The 21,313-nt window shown below is 43.0% G+C and carries 16 protein-coding genes; 13 read left to right on the top strand and 3 right to left on the bottom strand.

Annotated elements, in window-relative coordinates; all coding sequences use genetic code 11:
* Positions 1-348: 348 nt before the first annotated feature.
* Positions 349-2,745, bottom strand: a complete 2,397-nt coding sequence (locus tag AB4153_RS17725) for an OmcA/MtrC family decaheme c-type cytochrome (protein WP_371998277.1) — start codon at positions 2,743-2,745, stop codon at positions 349-351.
* A gap of 394 nt (positions 2,746-3,139) precedes the next feature.
* Between AB4153_RS17725 and AB4153_RS17720 the strand changes: the two genes are divergently transcribed.
* The 5 genes from AB4153_RS17720 (at position 3,140) to AB4153_RS17700 (ending at position 8,933) form a co-directional block, all read left to right on the top strand.
* Positions 3,140-3,787: a 4Fe-4S dicluster domain-containing protein gene (locus AB4153_RS17720; protein WP_371998276.1), complete on the top strand. Its 648-nt coding sequence runs from the start codon at positions 3,140-3,142 to the stop codon at positions 3,785-3,787.
* Positions 3,788-3,809: 22 nt separating this feature from the next.
* Complete coding sequence (locus AB4153_RS17715; RefSeq protein WP_248957011.1) at positions 3,810-6,035, top strand: aldehyde ferredoxin oxidoreductase; 2,226 nt, start codon at positions 3,810-3,812, stop codon at positions 6,033-6,035.
* A 38-nt stretch (positions 6,036-6,073) separates the two neighbouring features.
* Positions 6,074-6,607 (top strand): hypothetical protein, encoded by a 534-nt coding sequence (locus tag AB4153_RS17710; protein ID WP_102436314.1) that lies wholly within the window; start codon positions 6,074-6,076, stop codon positions 6,605-6,607.
* Positions 6,608-6,979: 372 nt separating this feature from the next.
* On the top strand, positions 6,980-7,990 hold the full coding sequence (locus tag AB4153_RS17705) for a LysR family transcriptional regulator (protein ID WP_248957013.1): 1,011 nt from the start codon (positions 6,980-6,982) through the stop codon (positions 7,988-7,990).
* Positions 7,991-8,183: 193 nt separating this feature from the next.
* Positions 8,184-8,933, top strand: a complete 750-nt coding sequence (locus tag AB4153_RS17700) for an SDR family oxidoreductase (protein WP_371998275.1) — start codon at positions 8,184-8,186, stop codon at positions 8,931-8,933.
* Positions 8,934-9,104: 171 nt separating this feature from the next.
* Here AB4153_RS17700 and AB4153_RS17695 read toward each other — a convergent pair whose 3' ends face one another.
* Together AB4153_RS17695 and AB4153_RS17690 are read right to left on the bottom strand one after the other, a co-directional pair.
* Positions 9,105-9,581: a hypothetical protein gene (locus tag AB4153_RS17695; protein WP_229372447.1), complete on the bottom strand. Its 477-nt coding sequence runs from the start codon at positions 9,579-9,581 to the stop codon at positions 9,105-9,107.
* Between the two features lie 310 nt (positions 9,582-9,891).
* Positions 9,892-11,811 (bottom strand): propionyl-CoA synthetase, encoded by a 1,920-nt coding sequence (locus AB4153_RS17690; RefSeq protein WP_371998274.1) that lies wholly within the window; start codon positions 11,809-11,811, stop codon positions 9,892-9,894.
* A 383-nt stretch (positions 11,812-12,194) separates the two neighbouring features.
* Here AB4153_RS17690 and AB4153_RS17685 point away from each other — a divergent pair, with 383 nt between their 5' ends.
* The 8 genes from AB4153_RS17685 to AB4153_RS17650 all read left to right on the top strand — a co-directional run bounded on the left by AB4153_RS17685 (position 12,195) and on the right by AB4153_RS17650 (position 21,174).
* Positions 12,195-12,590 carry a MerR family DNA-binding transcriptional regulator gene (locus AB4153_RS17685; RefSeq protein WP_102528841.1) on the top strand — a complete coding sequence of 132 codons (396 nt, stop codon included), beginning with the start codon at positions 12,195-12,197 and terminating at the stop codon, positions 12,588-12,590.
* A 324-nt stretch (positions 12,591-12,914) separates the two neighbouring features.
* Entirely contained in the window at positions 12,915-14,084 is a 1,170-nt protein-coding gene (locus tag AB4153_RS17680; protein WP_102528832.1) for an isovaleryl-CoA dehydrogenase, read from the top strand.
* A gap of 153 nt (positions 14,085-14,237) precedes the next feature.
* The gene (locus AB4153_RS17675; RefSeq protein ID WP_371998273.1) at positions 14,238-15,845 is read left to right on the top strand and encodes a carboxyl transferase domain-containing protein; all 1,608 of its coding nucleotides are present in this window, start codon (positions 14,238-14,240) and stop codon (positions 15,843-15,845) included.
* 39 nt (positions 15,846-15,884) lie between these two features.
* Positions 15,885-16,718 (top strand): enoyl-CoA hydratase-related protein, encoded by an 834-nt coding sequence (locus tag AB4153_RS17670; protein ID WP_371998272.1) that lies wholly within the window; start codon positions 15,885-15,887, stop codon positions 16,716-16,718.
* Entirely contained in the window at positions 16,718-18,754 is a 2,037-nt protein-coding gene (locus tag AB4153_RS17665) for an acetyl-CoA carboxylase biotin carboxylase subunit (RefSeq protein WP_371998271.1), read from the top strand. The genes AB4153_RS17670 and AB4153_RS17665 overlap by 1 nt, the downstream gene beginning before the upstream one ends.
* Positions 18,754-19,662, top strand: coding sequence for a hydroxymethylglutaryl-CoA lyase (locus AB4153_RS17660; protein WP_371998270.1), 909 nt, complete (start codon positions 18,754-18,756; stop codon positions 19,660-19,662). Before AB4153_RS17665 ends, AB4153_RS17660 begins: the two co-directional genes overlap by 1 nt.
* Positions 19,663-19,790: 128 nt before the next feature.
* Positions 19,791-20,507: a CoA transferase subunit A gene (locus AB4153_RS17655; RefSeq protein WP_229372436.1), complete on the top strand. Its 717-nt coding sequence runs from the start codon at positions 19,791-19,793 to the stop codon at positions 20,505-20,507.
* A 10-nt stretch (positions 20,508-20,517) separates the two neighbouring features.
* Entirely contained in the window at positions 20,518-21,174 is a 657-nt protein-coding gene (locus AB4153_RS17650) for a 3-oxoacid CoA-transferase subunit B (protein ID WP_102528827.1), read from the top strand.
* The last annotated feature ends 139 nt before the right edge of the window (positions 21,175-21,313 follow it).

The following is a 21,313-nucleotide window of genomic DNA, read 5'->3' as shown; positions in this document are numbered from 1 at the left end:
GGATTATACGGATTTATGTAACAAAATTACAGTCGCAAAATGTGCACACTCTATTGCATAAATTGGAAGGCAGAGAAATAAACAAGTTTTAACTAATAAACACAATCAGTTATGACATACCCTTCTTAATGTAAATTATGACTAAGCCGTTTAAATACAATTTTTGGATATTCATATGTGTTGAATACAAATAGATGTTAGATACAAACAGAAGTGCGGATAAATCGGACGAGCATTAACAATGTTCAATAAGGCACTGATAAAATGTCTTAATAAAAAGGTTGTTCAAGTAAATCGGACTGACTTTACTCAAACAACCTTCTATCAATATAACGCTAGGGCTTTAGGTTAATTAAAGCCGTGCATCACATCAATGCCAAAGCCTTTACCTTCGCCATGACAAGTATGACAAGATTCATCTCCAGGTTGATATATCGCACCTGAACTCGCATCTTGTTGGAACACCCCACCATAACTTTGAGCATGGGCAGCCCAACTAGCTTCATTGTTATGACATGCAGCACAAACTGCGACAGTTGGAGAATACTCAGCCACTTCACCCGTCATTGTCGCATTCGGCGTCGCGACAATAACTGAACTTTGCGCAGACAGAGTATCCATAGTCAGCTGGCCTTCATCATGACAAGCCTGACAGTCATTCGCTGCAGCAGGATAAGTCATATCCTCTCGCTCGCTACCACTGTAACCTACGGTTGTACGAGTATTAGCATGTAAAGAATGCACTAACTCACGATAACCTAAGCTGTTACTGATGGTTCTGAACGCCTTCACACTGGCATCACCCGGTGTATGCTTGCGCGTTGCATTCATATACTTGACCATGTCATTGGTGTGACAGCTTTGACAACTACCATCAGCAAGTGTGGTTGCCACTTGTGGTGAGTGACATGCGCCGCAGGTAGCACCATTACCAGGAGTCGAAATTTTACTGTGGGCATCGTTCACACGTTGCTGGAACTGGTCATCATGACAAGCGGCACATTTTTGGTTGTTCACCAACTCTGTATAAGCCGACACATTCGCCGTTAATGCAACAGCACTATCGGCTGGAACTTCTGCAACCACAATATTTGAATCAGTATCTTGCGCGTCACAAGAAGCCACAAGGCCAGTAGATTTATCGCCACACGCCATCACTTTAGCGTACAGAGTGCCTACTGAATCTAAATCAAAGTCAGCAACACCAGCATTTTTAACAATAATAGTGACCACTGAGCCATCTCTAGTCATCGTAATATCATCAGCGCCAGATACAATATCCCACACTTTTCGCTGGCCGTTATTCTCAGGCATCACTGTTTGCTGCGCATTACCTGAAGCGACAATCCATAAGTTATCAATTGCAGGATCGACATCTGGATTAGCACTTAATTGATTAAAGGTTAAGGTCGCCGTTAAGGTATCTTGCAATTCATCAATCACACTATCACTAATAGCAAATTGATATTGCTCAGCTAACGCATCCGTCACACTGACCGCGGCATTATGAAATATTGCTGAACCTAATGGGTTATTGCTATCAGGATGACAACCACTACAACTCATTGCCCACGCATCAGGAAATGCATCACGATCATGGAATAAACCAACAGCGGTGCCATTCCAGCCTTCTGGCGCATATTTCTCATGACAACTTAAACAGGTTTCTTGACCTGGGTATTGATAAAAACCCGCTTGAGGCGCAGCATCTTCAATATGACATTGCTGACACTGATGCATATCACCTGGGTAAGATAAATCACTGTAGTCATGAACTGAGCCCTTATAGCCAATCACTAAGTAATCACTCTTATGGATTTTATGCACTACGCTCGCCATACCAATGCTTACACCTGTTTCAGGGTCGCCAGAATAACTGGTATGACACATTACACAGCCTTCATAATCGAAGCGCTTGCTACCATGCATAAGTAAGCTATTCTCTGCAGACAGATCGGCTGTGTGACAGCGATAACAGCTTTGCTCAGAAGCCAATAACACTCGGCTATCTGCTTCTGCAGCGGCTGTGCCCGTTTGTGGATCAAAATCAAATGTCGTATTAACCAACATCGTATCAATTGTAGCCCCAGAATAAGGCAACAACTCTAAATAAACACGGTGAATGTTTTCAGCAACGTACTCAGTATTGATGCCATCAATATTCGAATAGCTGTCTAAAGATTGCGAGAATGTGTAACGATATAAACCATTACCTATGGCTTCAATACAGGCTTCTTTACAAGTAGACTCTATGCTTGCTTGCCACTGCGTGCCTTTATTTTTATCCCAGCCCGGTTCTAAATCATTATCAGCAACCTCTCCAGGCTCAACCACGTTATTAATATAACTGGTCCATTGTGGAGATAAATCCGTTTCAGCCGTACTTTGCACGCTGGCACTGTCAGCTTCATTTAACGGTCTAATACGTCTTTGTTGATCGCCAAGTTTGGCAATACCCGCACCTAATGTTTGAATCGAATCTAAGTCAGCTAGACCACTTACAGCAACGCCATTGACATTACTTAAGTAAAACTCAAAAGAAACTTGTAATGCATCATCAATAGTCACTTTTTCGATTTCAGCTTTTAAAGACTGAGCTGAAGATATTGAAATATTGATGTCACCCGGCTCACCATCTTCGCCATCATGTCCGTCATCACCGGAACATGCTGTAAGTGCGACCACTGGAACTAGAACAAGTGGAGTTAACCACTTCTTATATTTCCTAGTTAACAATCTGCTCATCATTGTTATTCCTTTTATTAATCCATGGCATTTTTATTTTTATTAATCATTATTTATTTATTAAAATCTTATTGTGATAAAAATCATGAAACCATTTAAAATATAAAAATAATAATTAAAAAACCTAAAGTTTCACTTATTAAAATGCATATTTTAAAAATCAAAATTCCAGCTAGCAGAATCCACAAACCAATATAAAACAGCAAATAAAATTACCATTTTCAAATAATGAAATACAGGCCCTAAAAGTGTGACGGGAGATATATATTGTAACTTCCAATCAAAACAAGAAAACAAACGTGATCATAGTCAACTTGTTTTTAATTTAATTAAACAATACTTAAGTTATAAATATAAACATAAAAGCAATATTTATAATTAAGAGGAAACAAATATGATTACAAGGAGAGCACTACTTGCTAATGGCGCTAAAGTTGCTGTTGGTACAGTATACGGCGGTACATTAGTTGGTTTTCTAACAGGGTGTGGTAGCAGTGATGACGCTGACACCCCTATTGTAGAAGTTCTTCCCGGCGGCCTTATGGTGGTTAATCCAATGCTATGTGTCGGTTGTCGTCGCTGCGAAATTGCTTGCAGTTGGAGCCACGGGAAATCAGCTGTCAGCCCAAGCACCTCAAGAATTAAAGTCGCTAAAAACTTAAACTTTGGCCCTCATGGCGTACAAGCAAATTATGAAGACCAGCGCGGCGAACAAGGTGATAGCACCATTGTTCCGTCTACCTGTCGTCAATGTGATGTCTGCATGACGATATGTCCGCAACAAGCCATTTCAGTCAATGAAGAAACTGGTGCAAGAGAAGTAAATGATGATTTATGTGTTGGCTGTGGTTACTGCGCGGATAAATGTCCCCAACAAGTCATTACTATCGATAAAACCACGCGTAAATCACTTAAGTGCGACCTTTGCCAAGGTAATCCTAATTGCGCTCAAGTTTGCCCTACAGGTGCCATTAAGTTTTACACCTGGGAAGAAGCAGTTGCTGAAGTTGAGCTTCATGAAAAATATTTAGAATTAGTTTAAACAAAAACTAAAAGGAATAATTATGACTACTACATATGGCGGCTGGGCCGGTTATGTTTTAAGAGTTAATTTAACAACAAAAGTAATTACTAAAGAAACAACAGAAACCTACCACGATTATATTGGCGGAATGGGGATCGGTTATAAAGTATTATGGGATAATCATGTTGATGGTATTAAAGCAACAGATGAAGAAAATAGACTAGTTATTTCAGCAGGACCATTAAGTGGTTCTGGTGCTATTTGTTCAGCAAGAACAACTATTACTTCACGCAACCCTGTTATTCGTAATCACTTAATTACTGACGGCCATTTTGGCGGGCACTTCTCACCCGAACTTAAATTTGCAGGCTACGATGCAATTATCGTTGAAGGCAAATCAGACACGCCAGTTTGGTTAAAGATTGTCGATGATACGGTAACATTAGAACCCGCAGAATCTTTATGGGGAGTGGGAATTTTCGATACTTTTGCTGCTGTTAGCAAAATGATGGGACAGCAAGCCCAAGTGGCAGCAATTGGTCCTGCCGGTGAAAACCTCGTTGCCCAATCAACAATTCAAACCCAAGGTGGTCACTCTGCTGGTGGACATGGTTCAGTTCTAGGTTCTAAGAGATTAAAAGCAATTGGTATTATTGGTACCGGCACAGTTGATATCGCTGAATCCACAACCAATGAGCAACTGCGAGCATTAGATGATCATATTCTTGGTATCATTGGCGCGAATAATAACGGCGTTGTGCCTAACCAACCGCAATCTTGGGCAGAATATAGCTCTTCTGGTAGCCGCTGGCGCGGTGGGCCAGGCGTAAAATGGGGCGCAGCTGACACCCCTGTTGAATTAGAAGAAACCCCATGGGACGATCGCCAAAAAGTGGGCATGCGCAGCTCAATGGCCGAAATGTATTTTGGCCGCGACGAAGCCAATAAAATCTTCAAACGTCCTGGTGGCTGTCATTCTTGTCCTATTCGCTGTTTCTGCGAAATCAAGAACCCAAAAATGAAAACCGAATACAAACTACCAACTGAAAACATCACAAATGTATGTTTAGGATTCCTTGATCCATGGTATTCAATGGGTAAACCAAGCAGTGGTGAAAAACGCACCGATATTCAAACCGTTGGTGCTTATTATATGGATTATAATGGCATTTGGAGCGCCTATGGCCAGCTTTCTCATGTCATGCGTGAATTTACCGCACGCGACTTTTGGAAAATAATTCTACCTGCAGAAGAATATGCAGCGATTAATTGGGCCCAGTACGCTGACCAAGATGCTCACTTCATGCAAGATTACTATACTCGAATTGCTCATGGTGCATCTTATAATGGCTCAAACATTTTTGGCCGTATGCTTGGTCAAGGTTTACATAATTTTATCAACGATGATGGTGAGCTTTATAACATTGAAGATATTCTAAACGAAGTCGAATCACCAAGAATGGCAGGACTGACATTTGCACTTGAAAGTGATGAAGGTTATGAATTCTACGGTGAGACCTATAGCGTATTCTTAGATTCCCATGTAAAAGTATTCAATCGCTCAATGGTTGGTGGTGTACATCATGCCAGTGAGTCTGCAGGACAAGTTGGAGCACTGCTCAACACTGTATTTAACCGTGACCCACAATGTCATTCACACATTAATTTAATCAATTGTGGCCTTCCTTGGGCGAAAATTGCAGAAGTCGCAGAATCAATGTGGGGCCCCGGTGCATTTGACCCAGTCAAACATTACACTGAAATGAACACGTCTAAAGCTAAGTTTGCTAAATGGTGTTTAGTGAAAAACGTACTGCATGATTCACTGACTTTATGTAACTGGATGTTCCCGCTATTGGTTTCACCTGACGTAAATCGTGATTACATTGGTGATAGCTCAATTGAATCGCAAATGTTCAGTCTCGTCACAGGGATTGAGACCTCTGAAGCAGAGCTTGATGCAAAAGCTGAAACGGTACTGCAACTGCATCGAGCATTAACAGTGTTGCAAATGAATGAGCCAAATCAACGTGAAAAACATGATGTGTTATCTGAATGGGTTTACGATTTAGATCATGACATGAACTTTGGCGATGAAGGCACGATTAAAATGGATCGCGACGATATCCAAATAGGTTTAGACATGTTCTATGCCGAAATGGGTTGGGATAAAGACACAGGCGTGCCTACACGTGCCACCTTAGAGAAGTTCAAACTGGGCTATGTCGCAGATAAACTAGAAAGTTTAGCCTTGCTACCAGCTTAAGCATTGATTAGTTAGTAATAAAGAAAGGTGGTTATTTCATGATTGAACTAGTCGATTATATTCGTTTACTCAGTAAGGACGGTCGTCTTGTGACGGCCGAACAGGTCATTGCCGTTGCTGGGCTTGATCTTGAAATTGAAGATGTAGAAGTCGCGCATCAAGCCCTGATTGAAGATAGTCAATATCAAGATATCGCCATCATTGCTGCAGAAACTGAACATTACTTTTATTCTAAAAAGTTCATTGTCCGCAGCTATGCTACTCAGTGGGTGGGTGTTAAAGACGGTAAGTTAATTGAAACTATGGCGGACTATATTCGCCGTTACTCTTCAATGGGTGAATTAGTCGCGGCATCAAATTTCACCCATCCACCCTATAACCTTGAGCATTCAGCGTTAGTAGGCTTGATAGAGAGGTTTGATCAAACAGCAGGATGTGAAGATATTCATTTTCAGCTGGATGCTCAATCCTATGAAACTAAAAGTGAGGGTTACTTTTTTTCTATCAAAACCATGACAACAACCTATGCCAAAGTGCTAGCGGATCATGATCCTTTTGAATGGTCAGCGTAAACTCATTATTCATTAATGAGTTGAAGGATAAAATTTAACAATGCCAATCGAAAGATTGGCATTTTCTTTTATCTGCAACGTTATCATCAGGTTCAAGAATGAGTTTCAAAGTTAAGTTTCAACGTTAAATTTCAAAAGCCAGTTTAAGGCAAGATTCTCTGTTACTCATATAACATATTGAAATTCACTATTTCACTCAGTATACAAAATAAACTTTAGGATGATTTTCTTTTTAATTATCGTTAGTTAACAGTTCGATAGTATAAATCATACAAAAGCGTGATTAAGGTATAAATTATTACAACGCTCTCTGCTCAGTTACCTCTAAATTGGTACATTACTAACAAGGTTAATCCATAATAAGCGTGCATAATGAACCCTACAACAACACAAGAAAGGTTACTAAACCTCGACTACATGACCTTATTAGTTTTTTTAAGGCTATATGAATTCCAAAGCGGAAAATTAACAGCTGAGTCATTTAGCGTCCCTCAATCAAAAATCAGCCGCTGTTTATCAAGGCTCAGAGAAGCTTTTGATGATCCTTTGTTTGTAAAAAGAGTGTCAGGATTAGAAATTACCGATAAGTCACAGCGCTTATATCCAATATTAAAAAAAATTGAAATAAACCACATCGACCTTGCCCAAGAGATTAATAAAAGCGTTGAAAGCTTAGACAGTGACATTATTATTAAAGCTCCATCAGGTTTTACCAATGGCGTATTAAGAAAGCTTTATAACTGCCAATGTGAGAACCATTGCGGCAGTGCATGTGTCAAGTCTGCAGTACTGCAAGACAATGGCTCAAATGATGAAGAAATGCTGTTAAATAGCCAGTGCGATATGGTTATTAGCTGTAATCCGTCTATTCATGTTGGTATTCAAAGCCAAAAGATTTGTGAAGTAACAGACACTTTTGTCGTCGCTAAACATGATCACCCCATTTGGGATGAAATCTATAAACCCCTTTTAGATCGCGTATTAAACTACCCTGTCATTTTAACGGAAGTAATGCACTTCAACAGCGAGCTTGAAGCCACGCCGTTAAAGCAGTTTGCTGACGGCAGAATGCGAGAATTAAAAGTCGCAGCAAAAACCAATAATTTAAATGAGATTTACGATTTTTTAACTGGCACAGATGCCATCACGCTAGTGGTTTCTCAAGGTGCGGTTGATTATTTAACTAATGACGATGCTTTACGCGCGCAAATCGTGCCGCAAACAGAGCGCGCTGAGTTAATGCGCAACAAGCCCAATATGACGCTGTATATGCAAACTCGTAAAACTGAGCGCAAGTTATCAAACTGCGTTAAAAATAAGATAGCAGAGCTGATTGCTACGGGTGCCAATGGCTGTATTAAAGCTTGCCAATTATCGCGTTAATCGCAATAAATTCATAACGCATGCACCCAGTTATACCACGCCAACTAGGCTAACTTAGTTGGCGTTTTTATTGCCTTAAATCCGCCTATTTGACACATAGCGCTGTTCCCCGCAAGATAATCAACAAACTAAAAAAGACTAAAACCCTCCTAAAACAGGCTTTTATCACTAGATTGCGAAGAATGGAATCAAGATGTTTAGACAAAATATTATTATTACTGGCGCCAGTTCAGGGCTAGGCCAAGGTATGGCACTTGAGTTCGCGAAACAAGGCGCTAACTTAGGTTTGTGCGCAAGGCGGACCAATCGTTTAGAAGCATTAAAAGCCCAAATCAACGACACTTATCCCAATGTCAAAGTCTGGTTACTAGCCTTAGACGTTAACGATCATCAACAAGTATTTGACGTGTTTGAGCAATTCAAAGAGCTAATGGGCAATGTCGACAGGGTTATTGTTAATGCAGGCATGGGTAAAGGTGGCTCTATCGGCACTGGGCTTTTTGAAGCCAATAAACAGACTGCCCAAACCAATTTTGTTGCAGCATTAGCTCAGTGTGAAGCAGCAATGAAAATTTTCCGACAACAAAATGCAGGGCATCTGGTCACCGTTTCATCAATTAGTGCTCTGCGCGGTTTCAGGCGCGCGATGACGGTTTACGCCGCGACTAAAGCTGGACTGACTTCGTTAACCGAAGGGATCCGACTCGATGTTATGAATACACCAATAGCGGTTACTTGTGTGCATCCAGGATACATTAAAACTGAGATTAACGATCACGCTGATGGCGCGCCATTTATGGTTGATGCAGAAACCGGTTGTCGAGCTATGGTCAAAGCTATCAATAAAGAGCCGGCTAACTGTTATGTGCCGAGTTACCCATGGGCATTTATCCAACTTATTTTAAGAGTACTGCCAGATAAAATGCTACGCAAAATGAGTTAAAAAACAACAAATCGAACAAGCATCAAACCAAAAGACAGTAAAATTGTTCAATAAATATTTTGATACCGTATCATCTTAAATTACGGCTCTGCATAAAAAAGAGAAGCATTAAGCTTCTCTTTTTTGTGCTCGTCTCGCGCCTGTCTAATGAGTATAGGGCGACAAAGTCGCTTACTTAAGTTCAGTAATATTGATTGAACCTTTACCGTAAGTTGGATGACCTTTTTGTTGTTCTTCAGGCAGTTGATTAATGCAGTAATTGATATAAAAAATGTTAAACACGACTGTGAGAATTTTATTCATTTTCAAATCAATGCCGAAATTCACGTGGGCATAATCTTGCAATGCCGCTCGCGCTCTAAATGACCAAAATACATATAAAAAGAAAGCGCCAAAAAGTAATAAACTGCCGATACCACTCATTAAGCCAAAGTCACTGTGTGACAACACACCACCAAAACCAAAGCAAACTGCTATCGCAATAATAAACGAATCATCAGCAGTGCGAATTGAAGTAATCTCGTCCATTTTGGGATACTTAGCAAATAACCAAATTATCGGATATATCCCACCAGTAAAAACGGTTAACCAAAATAATCGGCTGGTTTTAGTATTAATCTTTTCAGGTAATTCTTTAATATTATTCATATACGTTGATCAAACCTTTGTCATATTTACTGGTTAACACTTATCTGCATCACTAACTTAGTTGCTACTCGACAATGTAATCTGCCTACCTTGACTGCATCATTGCTAAATGACACCCAAAGATTATAAATTAAAAACAGTTCAATTTGATTAAATAACACTATAAATCAGCATGTAACTCCCATTTTAGACCAATTATCGCTGTAATCCAGTCCCGTTTTAACGCATGACGACCTAGTTCATATCGAATCATTATTTTAAAGGCAATAAAAAACGAGCCATTTGGCTCGCTTTCAATAACACTAACAAACTACACAGTAAGCTCTTTGGTAAGCGAATCAGCATACCCCATCTTAGTTAACGCAGTGCGAACAATATCTAATGTCATTGGATCTTCAATGGTCGCTGGCACAGTATATTCATTGTTATCAGCGATTTTACGCATGGTGGCACGTAATATTTTGCCTGAACGAGTTTTAGGTAACTTTTGTACTGCACTCACTAATCTAAAAGAAGCGACTGGGCCAATTTCATGGCGTACTAAGGCCAGTAACTCTTTGTAAAGTTGCTCATCTGATAAATTAACGCCATTTTTAAGCACCACTAACCCGAGTGGTACTTGGCCTTTTAACTTATCTTGTACCCCAATGACCGCAGCTTCAGCCACTGCATCATGCTGACATAACACTTCTTCAAAGCGACCAGTCGATAAACGGTGCCCTGCGACATTAATAATGTCATCAATACGGCTCATGATATACAGGTAACCATCTTCATCAATGTAACCCGCATCACCCGTTAAATAGTACCCTTCATACATCGACAAATAACTGTCTACATATCGTGCATCGTTATTCCAAAGCGTGGTGAGATTACCTGGTGGCAACGGCAGTTTAATCACTACATTACCGCTTTCATTGGCAGACACTTGCTCACCCATAGCATCAAGCACCTCTACTTGATAACCAGGAACAGGTCTTGCGGGCGATCCAGCCTTAATCGCAATCGGATCAACGCCCATTAAGTTCGCCGCCACAGGCCAGCCTGTTTCAGTTTGCCACCAATGATCGATAACAGGTTTGCTGAGTTTATCTTGAGCCCAGTGAAGCGTGTCTGGATCGCAGCGCTCACCAGCTAAAAATACTTGGCCTAAACAAGATAAATCAACACCTTTTAAAAGCTCCCCATCAGGGTCTTCACGCTTAATCGCGCGAATTGCGGTCGGTGCAGTGAAAAAGCTTTTTACTTGATAGCTTTCAATAATGCGCCAAAATGCGCCAGCATCTGGGGTGCCAACAGGCTTACCTTCATACATTAATGTGGTAGCGCCAGCCATTAACGGCCCATAAACAATGTAAGAGTGACCCACCACCCAACCCACATCAGATGCTGCCCAAAATACATCGCCTGCTTCAATATTATAAATGTGCTTCATCGACCATGTCATAGCAACCGCGTGACCACCATTGTCACGCACAACGCCTTTGGGTTGCCCAGTGGTGCCCGAGGTATACAGCACATATAAAGGGTGAGTTGATTCAACAGGCACGCAATCCACAAATGGGGCATCCGCTATTGCAGTCTGCCAGTCAGCATCTCTCACAGGTTGCATCTCTGCACTATACTGGGGACGATTTAAAATAACGCAGTGATTCACTTCATGGCTAGCTTGATTTAATGCTTCATCTAAAAGCGGTTTGTATTTCACTACGCCTGATGGCTCGATACCGCACGAAGCCGAAAGAATTAACTTGGGTTTAGCGTCGTTAATGCGTGTCGCTAACTCATTTGCAGCAAAGCCGCCAAACACTACAGAATGAATAGCACCAATCCGCGCACACGCTAACATCGCGTAAGCAGTTTCAGGCACCATTGGCATGTAAATCACCACCCTATCGCCTTTTTCAATCCCGATAGACTGCATATAACCCGCTAAACGGCTTACTTGAGATAGTAATTCTTGATAGCTAATACTGTATTGGTTTTGCGTCACTGGACTTATATATTCGATTGCAGTTCGTTCGCCATGACCCGCTTCTACATGTCTGTCGACTGCGTTATAACAGGTGTTCATTTCACCACCAGCAAACCACTTATAAAACGGCGCGTTAGACTCATCAAGCACTTGCTTGAATGGTGTAAACCAGGTTACAGCCTCTGCTGCCTGTTGCCAAAACCCTTGCTTATCTTGCAAAGATTGCTGATGCATTTGCTTTCCTAATCCAGCCATCTTTTACTCTCCAGTAAACTGCTTGTCAGTTAATTTTAAATCGTAGTGATTATTTTTATTTCATTATGGCGTGGTTAAAAAATAAACCCTATTAGACCAAGGGATATAGCATTTCATGGATTAAATAAGGATTTTTAATCTGCACTTAATGAGTTAACGTATTGAAATTAAAACACTCGTATAAATTTTCATGTCACCTATTTAGCAAAACTTGATATAATGCCTAGTGCTAACTTGAGCTATGACTGGTGAATGCCCACCTTGATTGGCAAGCACGATTTACAAAAATCCCCGCTAAAAAAACCGTTACAAACTGGCAGCAAACTTTACCTTTACGTAAACTTCATATATCTTGCATCAAAAGACGTACTTTTGGTGAAACGATGAGCGCAAATTTAAATCCACAATCCACTTATTCAATTAGTGATTTATCAAAGGAATTTGATATCACCACACGGAGTATTCGTTTCTACGAAGACCAAGGGTTAATTAAACCTAAACGCCGTGGGCAAACCCGTATTTACAGTCTGAAAGACCGTGTACGTTTAAAACTTATTCTACGTGGTAAGCGCCTAGGCTTTTCGCTAGCTGAAACCCGTCGTTTGTTTGAACTCTACGATGCAGACAAAAGCAGCACATCGCAGCTGCACACCATGCTTGATTTAGTCGAAGAAAAGAAAGCATCACTGCAACAGCAAATGGACGATATTAAAGTGGTATTAATGGAGCTTAATTCGGCAGAGCAACAATGTAGAGCAGCCCTTAAAGAAGAAGCTTAAATACTTATTTTAAGTAAGCATTGAGATATCAATAACTCAACAAATAGAAGTTAATCTCAAAAGGTATGCATCAGCTCATATAGCGCTCAAGTAAATAGCACGTTAATACAGATAGTTACACCAAGTAGTAACATCAAGCAGTAACACCAAGAGCTAGCGGAACTCATCGCCGCTATTTTTTGAAGTAACAAGTAAAACAACATTGAGCCCGTACAAAGAGATGGGCCAATAACAACATAACAAGCTTGACCATAAAAATTATAAGCCCAAGAAACAACATAGTTTCACGGCAGCAGTAACCTATATTCAACAGGACACAAGACAATGACATCACTCTACACAAGCCTTAATTTCGGCCTGGGCGAAGACGTGGACATGCTTCGCGACGCCATCCACGACTTTGCCAGCAACGAGATTGCTCCAATCGCTGCACAAGTTGATCAAGACAATGCATTTCCTAACCACATGTGGCCTGTTTTAGGCGAAATGGGGTTACTGGGTGTAACTGTGCCTGAAGAGTTTGGCGGCGCTAACATGGGCTACCTTGCACACGTGGTCGCAATGGAGGAAATCTCCCGCGCATCTGCTTCTATCGGCCTAAGTTATGGTGCCCACTCAAACCTTTGCGTTAATCAAATTAACCGTAATGGTAACGATGCGCAGCGCGCAAAATACCTACCTAAACTTGTCAGCGGCGAACATATCGGCGCATTGGCGATGAGTGAGCCTAATGCAGGTTCTGATGTGGTATCAATGAAGCTTAATGCCCGCAAAGAAGGTGACCGTTACATTCTTAACGGCAACAAAATGTGGATCACTAACGGCCCTGATGCTGACACTTTGGTGATTTACGCTAAAACCGATATCGACAAGGGCCCACACGGTATTACAGCCTTCATCATTGAGAAAACATTCAAAGGTTTCAGCACAGCGCAAAAGCTCGATAAATTAGGTATGCGCGGCTCAAACACTTGTGAGTTGGTATTTGATAACTGTGAAGTACCAGAAGAGAACATTCTTGGCGGTCTGAATAACGGCGTCAAAGTGTTGATGAGCGGCTTAGATTACGAACGTGTTGTGCTATCAGGTGGCCCACTTGGGATCATGAATGCCTGTATGGATATTGTTGTACCTTACATTCACGAGCGTGAACAGTTTGGTAAATCAATCGGTGAGTTCCAGCTTATTCAAGGCAAAATCGCTGACATGTACACAGGCATGAATGCTGCAAAATCTTATGTCTACAACGTAGCCAAATCATGCGATCGCGGTGAGACGACCCGTAAAGATGCCGCTGGCGCTATCTTATACAGCGCAGAGCTAGCAACCAAAATGGCACTCGATGCAATTCAGTTACTCGGCGGTAACGGTTATATCAATGAATATGCAACGGGCCGACTACTGCGTGATGCCAAGCTATATGAAATTGGCGCAGGCACCTCTGAAATTCGCCGTATGTTGATTGGTCGTGAACTGTTTAACGAAACAAAATAATCAGCAAAACGCTAATTATCTATACACCAAAAAGCATAACCTAAGCCTTTTTAAATGGCCACATTGAAAGTGTTATTGCGAAGCATGGTTGGGAGTTCCCCCCATTGTCTCAGCCATGCTATCGCGCCACTTGACTCATTAAGGATATGAATTGTGACGCAATTGAGCAGCCGTATTAACTCCCGCAGCGATGAATTTAAAGCCAAGCATAACGACATGGCCACACTCGTCGATGATTTAAAAATCAAACTCGCTAAGATTGAGCAAGGTGGTGGCCCTGTCGCCCTTGAACGTCATCTATCGAGAGGTAAATTGCTCCCGCGCCAACGAGTGGAAAAACTGCTCGACCCAGGTTCGCCATTTTTAGAAATCTCCCAATTTGCCGCCTATGAAGTTTATGATGAAGCTGTTCCAGCAGCAGGCGTAATCGCAGGTATTGGTCGTGTCAGTGGCGTTGAATGTATGATTATCGCCAATGACGCAACCGTTAAAGGCGGCACTTACTACCCTATTACCGTCAAAAAGCATTTACGCGCCCAAGACATTGCCAGTCGCTGTCATTTGCCATGTATCTACCTTGTCGATTCTGGCGGCGCAAACTTACCACGCCAAGACGAAGTATTCCCCGATCGCGACCATTTCGGGCGCATCTTTTATAATCAGGCGCAAATGTCAGCTAAAGGCATTCCGCAGGTTGCTGTCGTGATGGGCTTATGCACTGCTGGCGGCGCTTATGTACCCGCAATGGCAGATGAATCGATTATCGTAAAAGAGCAAGGCACTATCTTTTTAGCTGGACCGCCATTAGTGAAAGCGGCAACTGGTGAAGAAGTCTCAGCAGAAGAGTTAGGCGGCGCTGAAGTGCATACCAAAATCTCTGGGGTTGCCGATCACTTAGCCCAAAATGATGACCATGCACTTGAGCTTGCCCGTAAATCAATTTCTCGCCTTAATCATCAAAAAGAAATTGCCGCGCAATTAAGCCCTGTTAAACCGCCAAAGTTTGATATTAACGAGCTTTACGGCATTGTCGGCACCGATCTTAAAAAACCATTTGATGTCAAAGAAGTCATCGCCCGTATGGTCGATGATTCAGATTTTGATGAATTCAAAGCCAATTATGGCAACACGCTGGTTTGCGGTTTCGCCCGTATTCATGGCTACCCCGTCGGCATTGTGGCTAATAACGGTATTTTGTTTTCAGAGTCAGCCCAAAAAGGCGCTCACTTTATTGAGCTATGTTGCCAGCGAAAAATTCCATTACTGTTCTTACAAAACATCACCGGATTCATGGTCGGTAAAAAATACGAACATGAAGGCATTGCCAAGCACGGCGCGAAAATGGTTACCGCCGTATCCTGTGCAAATGTGCCTAAATTCACCGTGATTATTGGTGGCAGTTATGGCGCGGGTAACTACGGCATGTGCGGCCGCGCATTCGAGCCAACCATGATGTGGATGTGGCCCAATGCACGCATTTCAGTCATGGGCGGCGAACAAGCTGCTGGTGTATTGGCCACAGTTCGCCGTGACGGTTTAGCCCGTAAAGGCCAAGACTGGTCTGATGAAGACGAGCAAGCCTTTAGAAAACCGATTGTTGAGCAATATGACAAAGAAGGTCATCCCTACCATGCCAGTGCACGCCTGTGGGATGACGGCATTATCGACCCTGCTCAAACGCGTGATGTAGTGGGTTTAGCGTTATCGGCGGCGTTAAATGCGCCTATTGAAGATACCAAGTTTGGTGTGTTCCGCATGTAATTGCGGTTATTCATTCAATATCAATAGGAGCATGCAAACATGGCAATAGCCAACCCATATCAATACATCCAATGCCAGCTAAACCAAGGTGTTGCTGAGCTAATATTAAACCGTATTGAAAAGCATAATGCCTTCGATGAAGTGATGATTAGCGAAATGATTAGCGCCATTGAAGCCTTTGCTATCAACAGTCAATGCCAGCAATTGATACTGCGAGCAAACGGTAAAAACTTCAGTGCAGGTGCTGATTTAAATTGGATGCGCAAACAAGCAAAAATGGATTTTGAGCAAAACCTTAGCGATGCCAACGAACTGGCTAAGTTAATGCACGTGCTAGATAAGTTCCCTAAACCGACTATCGTTTTAGTCAATGGTGCAGCCTTTGGTGGCGCACTTGGGCTAATTTGCTGCTGCGATATTGCCATTGCCAATGAACGTGCCAGTTTTTGCTTAAGCGAAGTCAAACTCGGGCTTATTCCAGCAGTGATAAGCCCATACGTGGTTCGCGCAATGGGTAACCGCCAAGCAAGGCGCTACATGCTAACCGCCGAGCGATTTAGCGCAGAGGTTGCATTAACTCATCAAGTTATTCATGAAATAAATGATGACTTAGATGCTGCAGCAAAACCATTTATTGAAGCCTTTAATGGCAACAGTCCTCAAGGTATGGCGTGGGTTAAAGCCTTAGTGTCGCACCTTGAAGATGGCGTTATTGATGACGCTACCCTCGCCCATACCAGTGAGCAAATTGCTCGCATTCGTGTGTCAGATGAAGGCCAAGAAGGCCTTAATGCATTCTTTGAAAAACGCTCGCCAGCTTGGATAAGCAACCAACAACAAAACGCCAAGACTGATGCACAAGGAGCCAAATAATGTTTACCAAATTATTAATTGCTAACCGCGGTGAAATTGCTTGTCGCATTATTAATACCGCCCGCGCAATGGGCGTTCGCACTGTTGCTTTATATTCCGATGCCGATGCCAATGCCCGTCATGTTGCCATGGCAGATGAGTCATTTCATATTGGTGGCAGCGCACCAGCAGAGTCGTACTTAAAGGGTGATGTCATCATAGATATCGCCAAAAAATCAGGTGCTGAAGCGATACACCCAGGTTACGGTTTCTTATCTGAAAACGCAGGTTTTGCTCGCAGCTGTGAGCAAAACGGCATAGCCTTCATTGGTCCAGGCAGCGATGCCATTGACTCAATGGGCAGTAAAAGCGCCGCAAAAATCATTATGGGCGCAGCCAATGTACCGCTAGTGCCGGGTTACCATGGCGATGCACAGGACGACAACACCTTACTTGCTGAAGCAGAAAATGTCGGCTATCCCATGCTGATTAAAGCAGCCTATGGCGGCGGTGGTAAAGGCATGAAAATCGTTGAAAAACAAGCTGAAGTACTTGATGCGATTAACTCAGCTCGCCGTGAAGCGGCATCATCGTTTGGTAATGACAAACTGTTGATGGAACGCTATTTGCGCCAGCCTCGCCATGTTGAAGTGCAAGTATTTGCCGATACTTTTGGCAACACAATTTACTTATCTGATCGTGATTGCTCAATTCAACGTCGTCACCAAAAAGTGGTCGAAGAAGCGCCAGCGCCAGGTTTGTCTGATGCGCTGCGTCAGCAAATGGGTGAAGCCGCTGTTGCTGCAGCCAAAGCAATTGATTATGTGGGCGCAGGTACGGTTGAATTCTTATTAGACACCGACGACAGCTTTTACTTCATGGAAATGAATACCCGTTTGCAAGTAGAGCATCCAGTAACCGAAATGGTCACAGGACAAGACTTAGTAAAATGGCAGTTAATGGTGGCCAGCGGCAGTGAGTTACCCCTTAAGCAAGATGAGGTCAGTATTCACGGCCATTCATTTGAAGTACGTATCTATGCTGAAGATCCCCGTAATGAGTTCCTGCCAGCGGCGGGTAAATTAAACTTTTTACGTGAGCCTGATCAAAACCGCCATGTGCGTATTGATTCTGGTATTCGTGAAAACGACGTCATCAGTAACTTTTACGACCCGATGATTTCAAAATTAATCGTATGGGACGAGTCTCGCCCACGTGCGCTGCAGCGTCTGACTCATGCATTAAGCTCATACCAAATTAGCGGTCTTAAACATAACATCGAGTTTTTAGCTAATATCGCTGAGCATCCCGCATTTGCTGAAGCTGATTTTTGCACTGACTTTATCGAACGTTACGCCAGCAGTTTAATTGGTGACGTCACCAATGAGTCGGATAATGCCCTCGCCTTAGCAGGCCTTTATCAAGTGCTTTCTCGTCAAGAGACCGCAAAGGTTAACGCCACCAATAGCGACGACCCATACTCGCCTTGGGGACAAGTCAGTGGCTTTAGGCTCAATAGCGCCAGCGTGCACCATGTAGCGCTACTCGATGATGAGCAAACGTTGCAAAACTTAGTCATTACTGACTTAGGTGATGCACTGCACCTTGGCCTAAACGGTCAAGCGCTCAAGCTTGCTGGTTCCATAGTTGATGACATGTTATTAGCTGAAATTAACGGCCATAAAAGTAAAGTCCCAGTCAGCCATGAAGGTGATGATTTTACTCTTTTCTTACCGTCTGGCAGTTACCACTTTAAAGCGGTTCAGGCACAAGTTGCCGAAGACACAGCAGACAGTGCGGATAAATTAAAAGCACCAATGAATGGCACTGTGGTCACCCACTTAGTTGAGGTGGGCGATAGCGTCACTGAAGGCCAAGGCTTATTAGTGATGGAAGCGATGAAAATGGAATACACCATTGAAGCGCCATTTGATGGTGTGGTCAGTGAGTTTTACTTCCAAAGCGGCGAACTCGTGACCGATGGCGCTCAGCTATTAAATGTCGAAGCGCTTAATGTCGAAGCTCTGAATGTAGAAGTTGCAGAAAAGGAAGCCTAATGATGAATGCAGCGAGTCTTCCTAACAAAGTCAGTATTTTTGAAGTTGGCGCCCGTGATGGCTTACAAAATGAAAAGGCTGTTAGTACCCAAGATAAATTGACCTTAATTGAGCAACTCGCCGATGCAGGGGTCAAGCGTATTGAAGCCGCCAGTTTTGTGTCACCTAAATGGGTGCCACAAATGGCTGATTCAGGTGACGTGCTTAAAACTGTCAAGCGTAAACAAGGCGTGGTCTACTCTGCTCTTACCCCCAATCTAAAAGGGCTGGAACTTGCACTTGACGCTGGCGCCGATGAAGTTGCCATCTTTGGCGCGGCATCTGAAAGCTTCAGTCAGCGCAATATCAACTGCTCTATTGAAGAGTCGATAACACGCTTTGAGCCAGTCATGGCACTGGCTAAGCAAAGAAGCATCCCCGTTCGCGGCTATGTTTCCTGTGTCCTCGGTTGCCCTTACGAAGGTGACATTGATATTAACGAAGTCGCCCGAGTGTCTGAAATACTTTACAAAATGGGCTGTTACGAGATTTCACTTGGCGACACCATAGGTGTTGGCACGCCCATTAAAGCCCGTAAGATGGTTGAAGCCGTTGCTAAATTAGTCCCGGTTGAAAAACTGGCGCTGCACTTTCATGACACCTACGGCCAAGCGTTAGCTAATATCGCAGCCTGTTTAAGCACAGGCGTTAGCGTGATTGATTCATCCGTTGCAGGCCTTGGCGGTTGCCCGTATGCCAAAGGCGCATCAGGCAATCTTGCTACCGAAGATGTGGTTTACATGCTGCACGGAATGGGCATCGAAACCGGCATTAATTTAACTAAGCTTGCTAAAGCAGGTCAGCAAATAAGCCACACTTTAGGCAGAACAACAGGCTCAAAAGTGGCACAAGCTATTTGCGCAGAATAAACCGTTTTTAGCTAAGTAAGCTTTTTAGCTAAGAAGCTTTTAGCTAATAAATAGTATGTAGATAGCAGACCAAATACATCGCGATGGGCATTAATTGCCACTCGCGCAATACAGAAAAGGACAAGATGATGGCAGGACTCAACAAAGTCGTTCACAGTTACGATGAAGCCCTAAACGGCCTCAGTAATGATATGACCATTATGGTCGGCGGTTTCGGATTATGTGGCATTCCAGAAGGTCTGATTAATCACATGGTCAAAATGGGCGTCACTGGATTAACCGCTATTTCAAATAATGCCGGTGTGGATGACTTTGGTTTAGGCTTGCTACTAAAAGAGCGCCAAATTGCCACGATGATCGCCTCTTATGTCGGTGAAAATGCCACTTTTGAGCAACAAATGTTGTCTGGTGAACTTAATGTCATCTTAACGCCACAAGGCACGTTAGCTGAAAAGATCCGTGCTGGCGGCGCAGGTATCCCTGCCTTTTTCACCGCTACTGGTTACGGCACACCGATTGCTGACGGTAAAGAAACCCGTGAAATCAAAGGCCGTCATTACGTGCTTGAAGACTCATTGACCGCTGACTTTGCCCTCGTTCGAGCTTGGAAAGCTGACACCATGGGTAACTTAATCTTCCGTAAAACCGCAGCGAACTTTAACCCGATGATGGCGACAGCTGGCAAAATCACCGTGGTAGAAGCTGAAGAAATTGTGCAGCCAGGTGAGTTAGACCCTAACCATATTCATACCCCAGGTATTTACGTCGACCGCGTAATTCAAGCAAGTTTTGAGAAGCGCATCGAACAACGTACAGTCAAACCAAACGCAGCGGCAGCAAAATAAGGAGCAAGACATGGCATTATCAAGAGAACAACTTGCTCAACGTGTAGCCCAAGAAATGCAAGATGGCTTTTACGTTAACTTAGGTATCGGTATTCCAACCTTAGTGGCTAACTATATTCCTGAAGGCATGAGCGTGATGCTGCAATCTGAAAATGGTTTATTAGGTATGGGCGAGTTCCCAACTGAAGACACCATAGATGCAGACCTGATTAATGCAGGTAAGCAAACCGTCACCGCTGTCGATGGCGCATCGTTTTTCTCATCGGCAGAAAGCTTTGCCATGATCCGCGGCGGCCATGTTGATTTGACCGTACTCGGCGCTTTTGAAGTCGATGTAAATGGTTCAATCGCCTCATGGATGATCCCAGGCAAGTTAATTAAAGGCATGGGCGGCGCCATGGATTTAGTGGCTGGCGCTGACAATATTATTGTCACCATGATGCATGCTGACAAAAAAGGTAACTCTAAGTTACTGCCTTTATGCGAGCTGCCTTTAACGGGTTATGGCTGCATTAAACGCGTGATGACAGACTTAGCCTTTATGGAAATCAAAGACGGCGCATTCCACTTGTTAGAGCGTGCTCCAGGGGTGAGTGTTGAAGAGATCCAATCTAAAACAGCGGGTAAGTTGGTGGTGCCAGAGCATGTACCAGAAATGGTGTTTTAACTTCTAGCCAAAAGTTAATGTGTTGGCCTTTTTAAAATCAAAAGCGAGCTTCATTGGAGGTTCGCTTTTTTTGTTTTTATCTTTGCGATGACATTGGGTTAAATTGGGTAATTTGAAATAGATCAAAGTCGTGGCGCTT

The organism is Shewanella sp. 10N.286.52.E4, from assembly GCF_041468785.1.
GTDB lineage: Bacteria > Pseudomonadota > Gammaproteobacteria > Enterobacterales > Shewanellaceae > Shewanella > Shewanella electrodiphila.
Note: the sequence above shows the minus strand (reverse complement) of the source record. Positions and strands in the feature narration are given on the sequence as shown.

Coding starts and splice junctions, on each gene's coding strand:
- AB4153_RS17725 (WP_371998277.1), bottom strand. CDS start 2,745: ATGAGCAGATTGTTAACTAGGAAATATAAGAAGTGGTTAACTCCACTT.
- AB4153_RS17720 (WP_371998276.1), top strand. CDS start 3,140: ATGATTACAAGGAGAGCACTACTTGCTAATGGCGCTAAAGTTGCTGTT.
- AB4153_RS17715 (WP_248957011.1), top strand. CDS start 3,810: ATGACTACTACATATGGCGGCTGGGCCGGTTATGTTTTAAGAGTTAAT.
- AB4153_RS17710 (WP_102436314.1), top strand. CDS start 6,074: ATGATTGAACTAGTCGATTATATTCGTTTACTCAGTAAGGACGGTCGT.
- AB4153_RS17705 (WP_248957013.1), top strand. CDS start 6,980: ATGAACCCTACAACAACACAAGAAAGGTTACTAAACCTCGACTACATG.
- AB4153_RS17700 (WP_371998275.1), top strand. CDS start 8,184: ATGTTTAGACAAAATATTATTATTACTGGCGCCAGTTCAGGGCTAGGC.
- AB4153_RS17695 (WP_229372447.1), bottom strand. CDS start 9,581: ATGAATAATATTAAAGAATTACCTGAAAAGATTAATACTAAAACCAGC.
- AB4153_RS17690 (WP_371998274.1), bottom strand. CDS start 11,811: ATGGCTGGATTAGGAAAGCAAATGCATCAGCAATCTTTGCAAGATAAG.
- AB4153_RS17685 (WP_102528841.1), top strand. CDS start 12,195: ATGAGCGCAAATTTAAATCCACAATCCACTTATTCAATTAGTGATTTA.
- AB4153_RS17680 (WP_102528832.1), top strand. CDS start 12,915: ATGACATCACTCTACACAAGCCTTAATTTCGGCCTGGGCGAAGACGTG.
- AB4153_RS17670 (WP_371998272.1), top strand. CDS start 15,885: ATGGCAATAGCCAACCCATATCAATACATCCAATGCCAGCTAAACCAA.
- AB4153_RS17665 (WP_371998271.1), top strand. CDS start 16,718: ATGTTTACCAAATTATTAATTGCTAACCGCGGTGAAATTGCTTGTCGC.
- AB4153_RS17660 (WP_371998270.1), top strand. CDS start 18,754: ATGATGAATGCAGCGAGTCTTCCTAACAAAGTCAGTATTTTTGAAGTT.
- AB4153_RS17655 (WP_229372436.1), top strand. CDS start 19,791: ATGGCAGGACTCAACAAAGTCGTTCACAGTTACGATGAAGCCCTAAAC.
- AB4153_RS17650 (WP_102528827.1), top strand. CDS start 20,518: ATGGCATTATCAAGAGAACAACTTGCTCAACGTGTAGCCCAAGAAATG.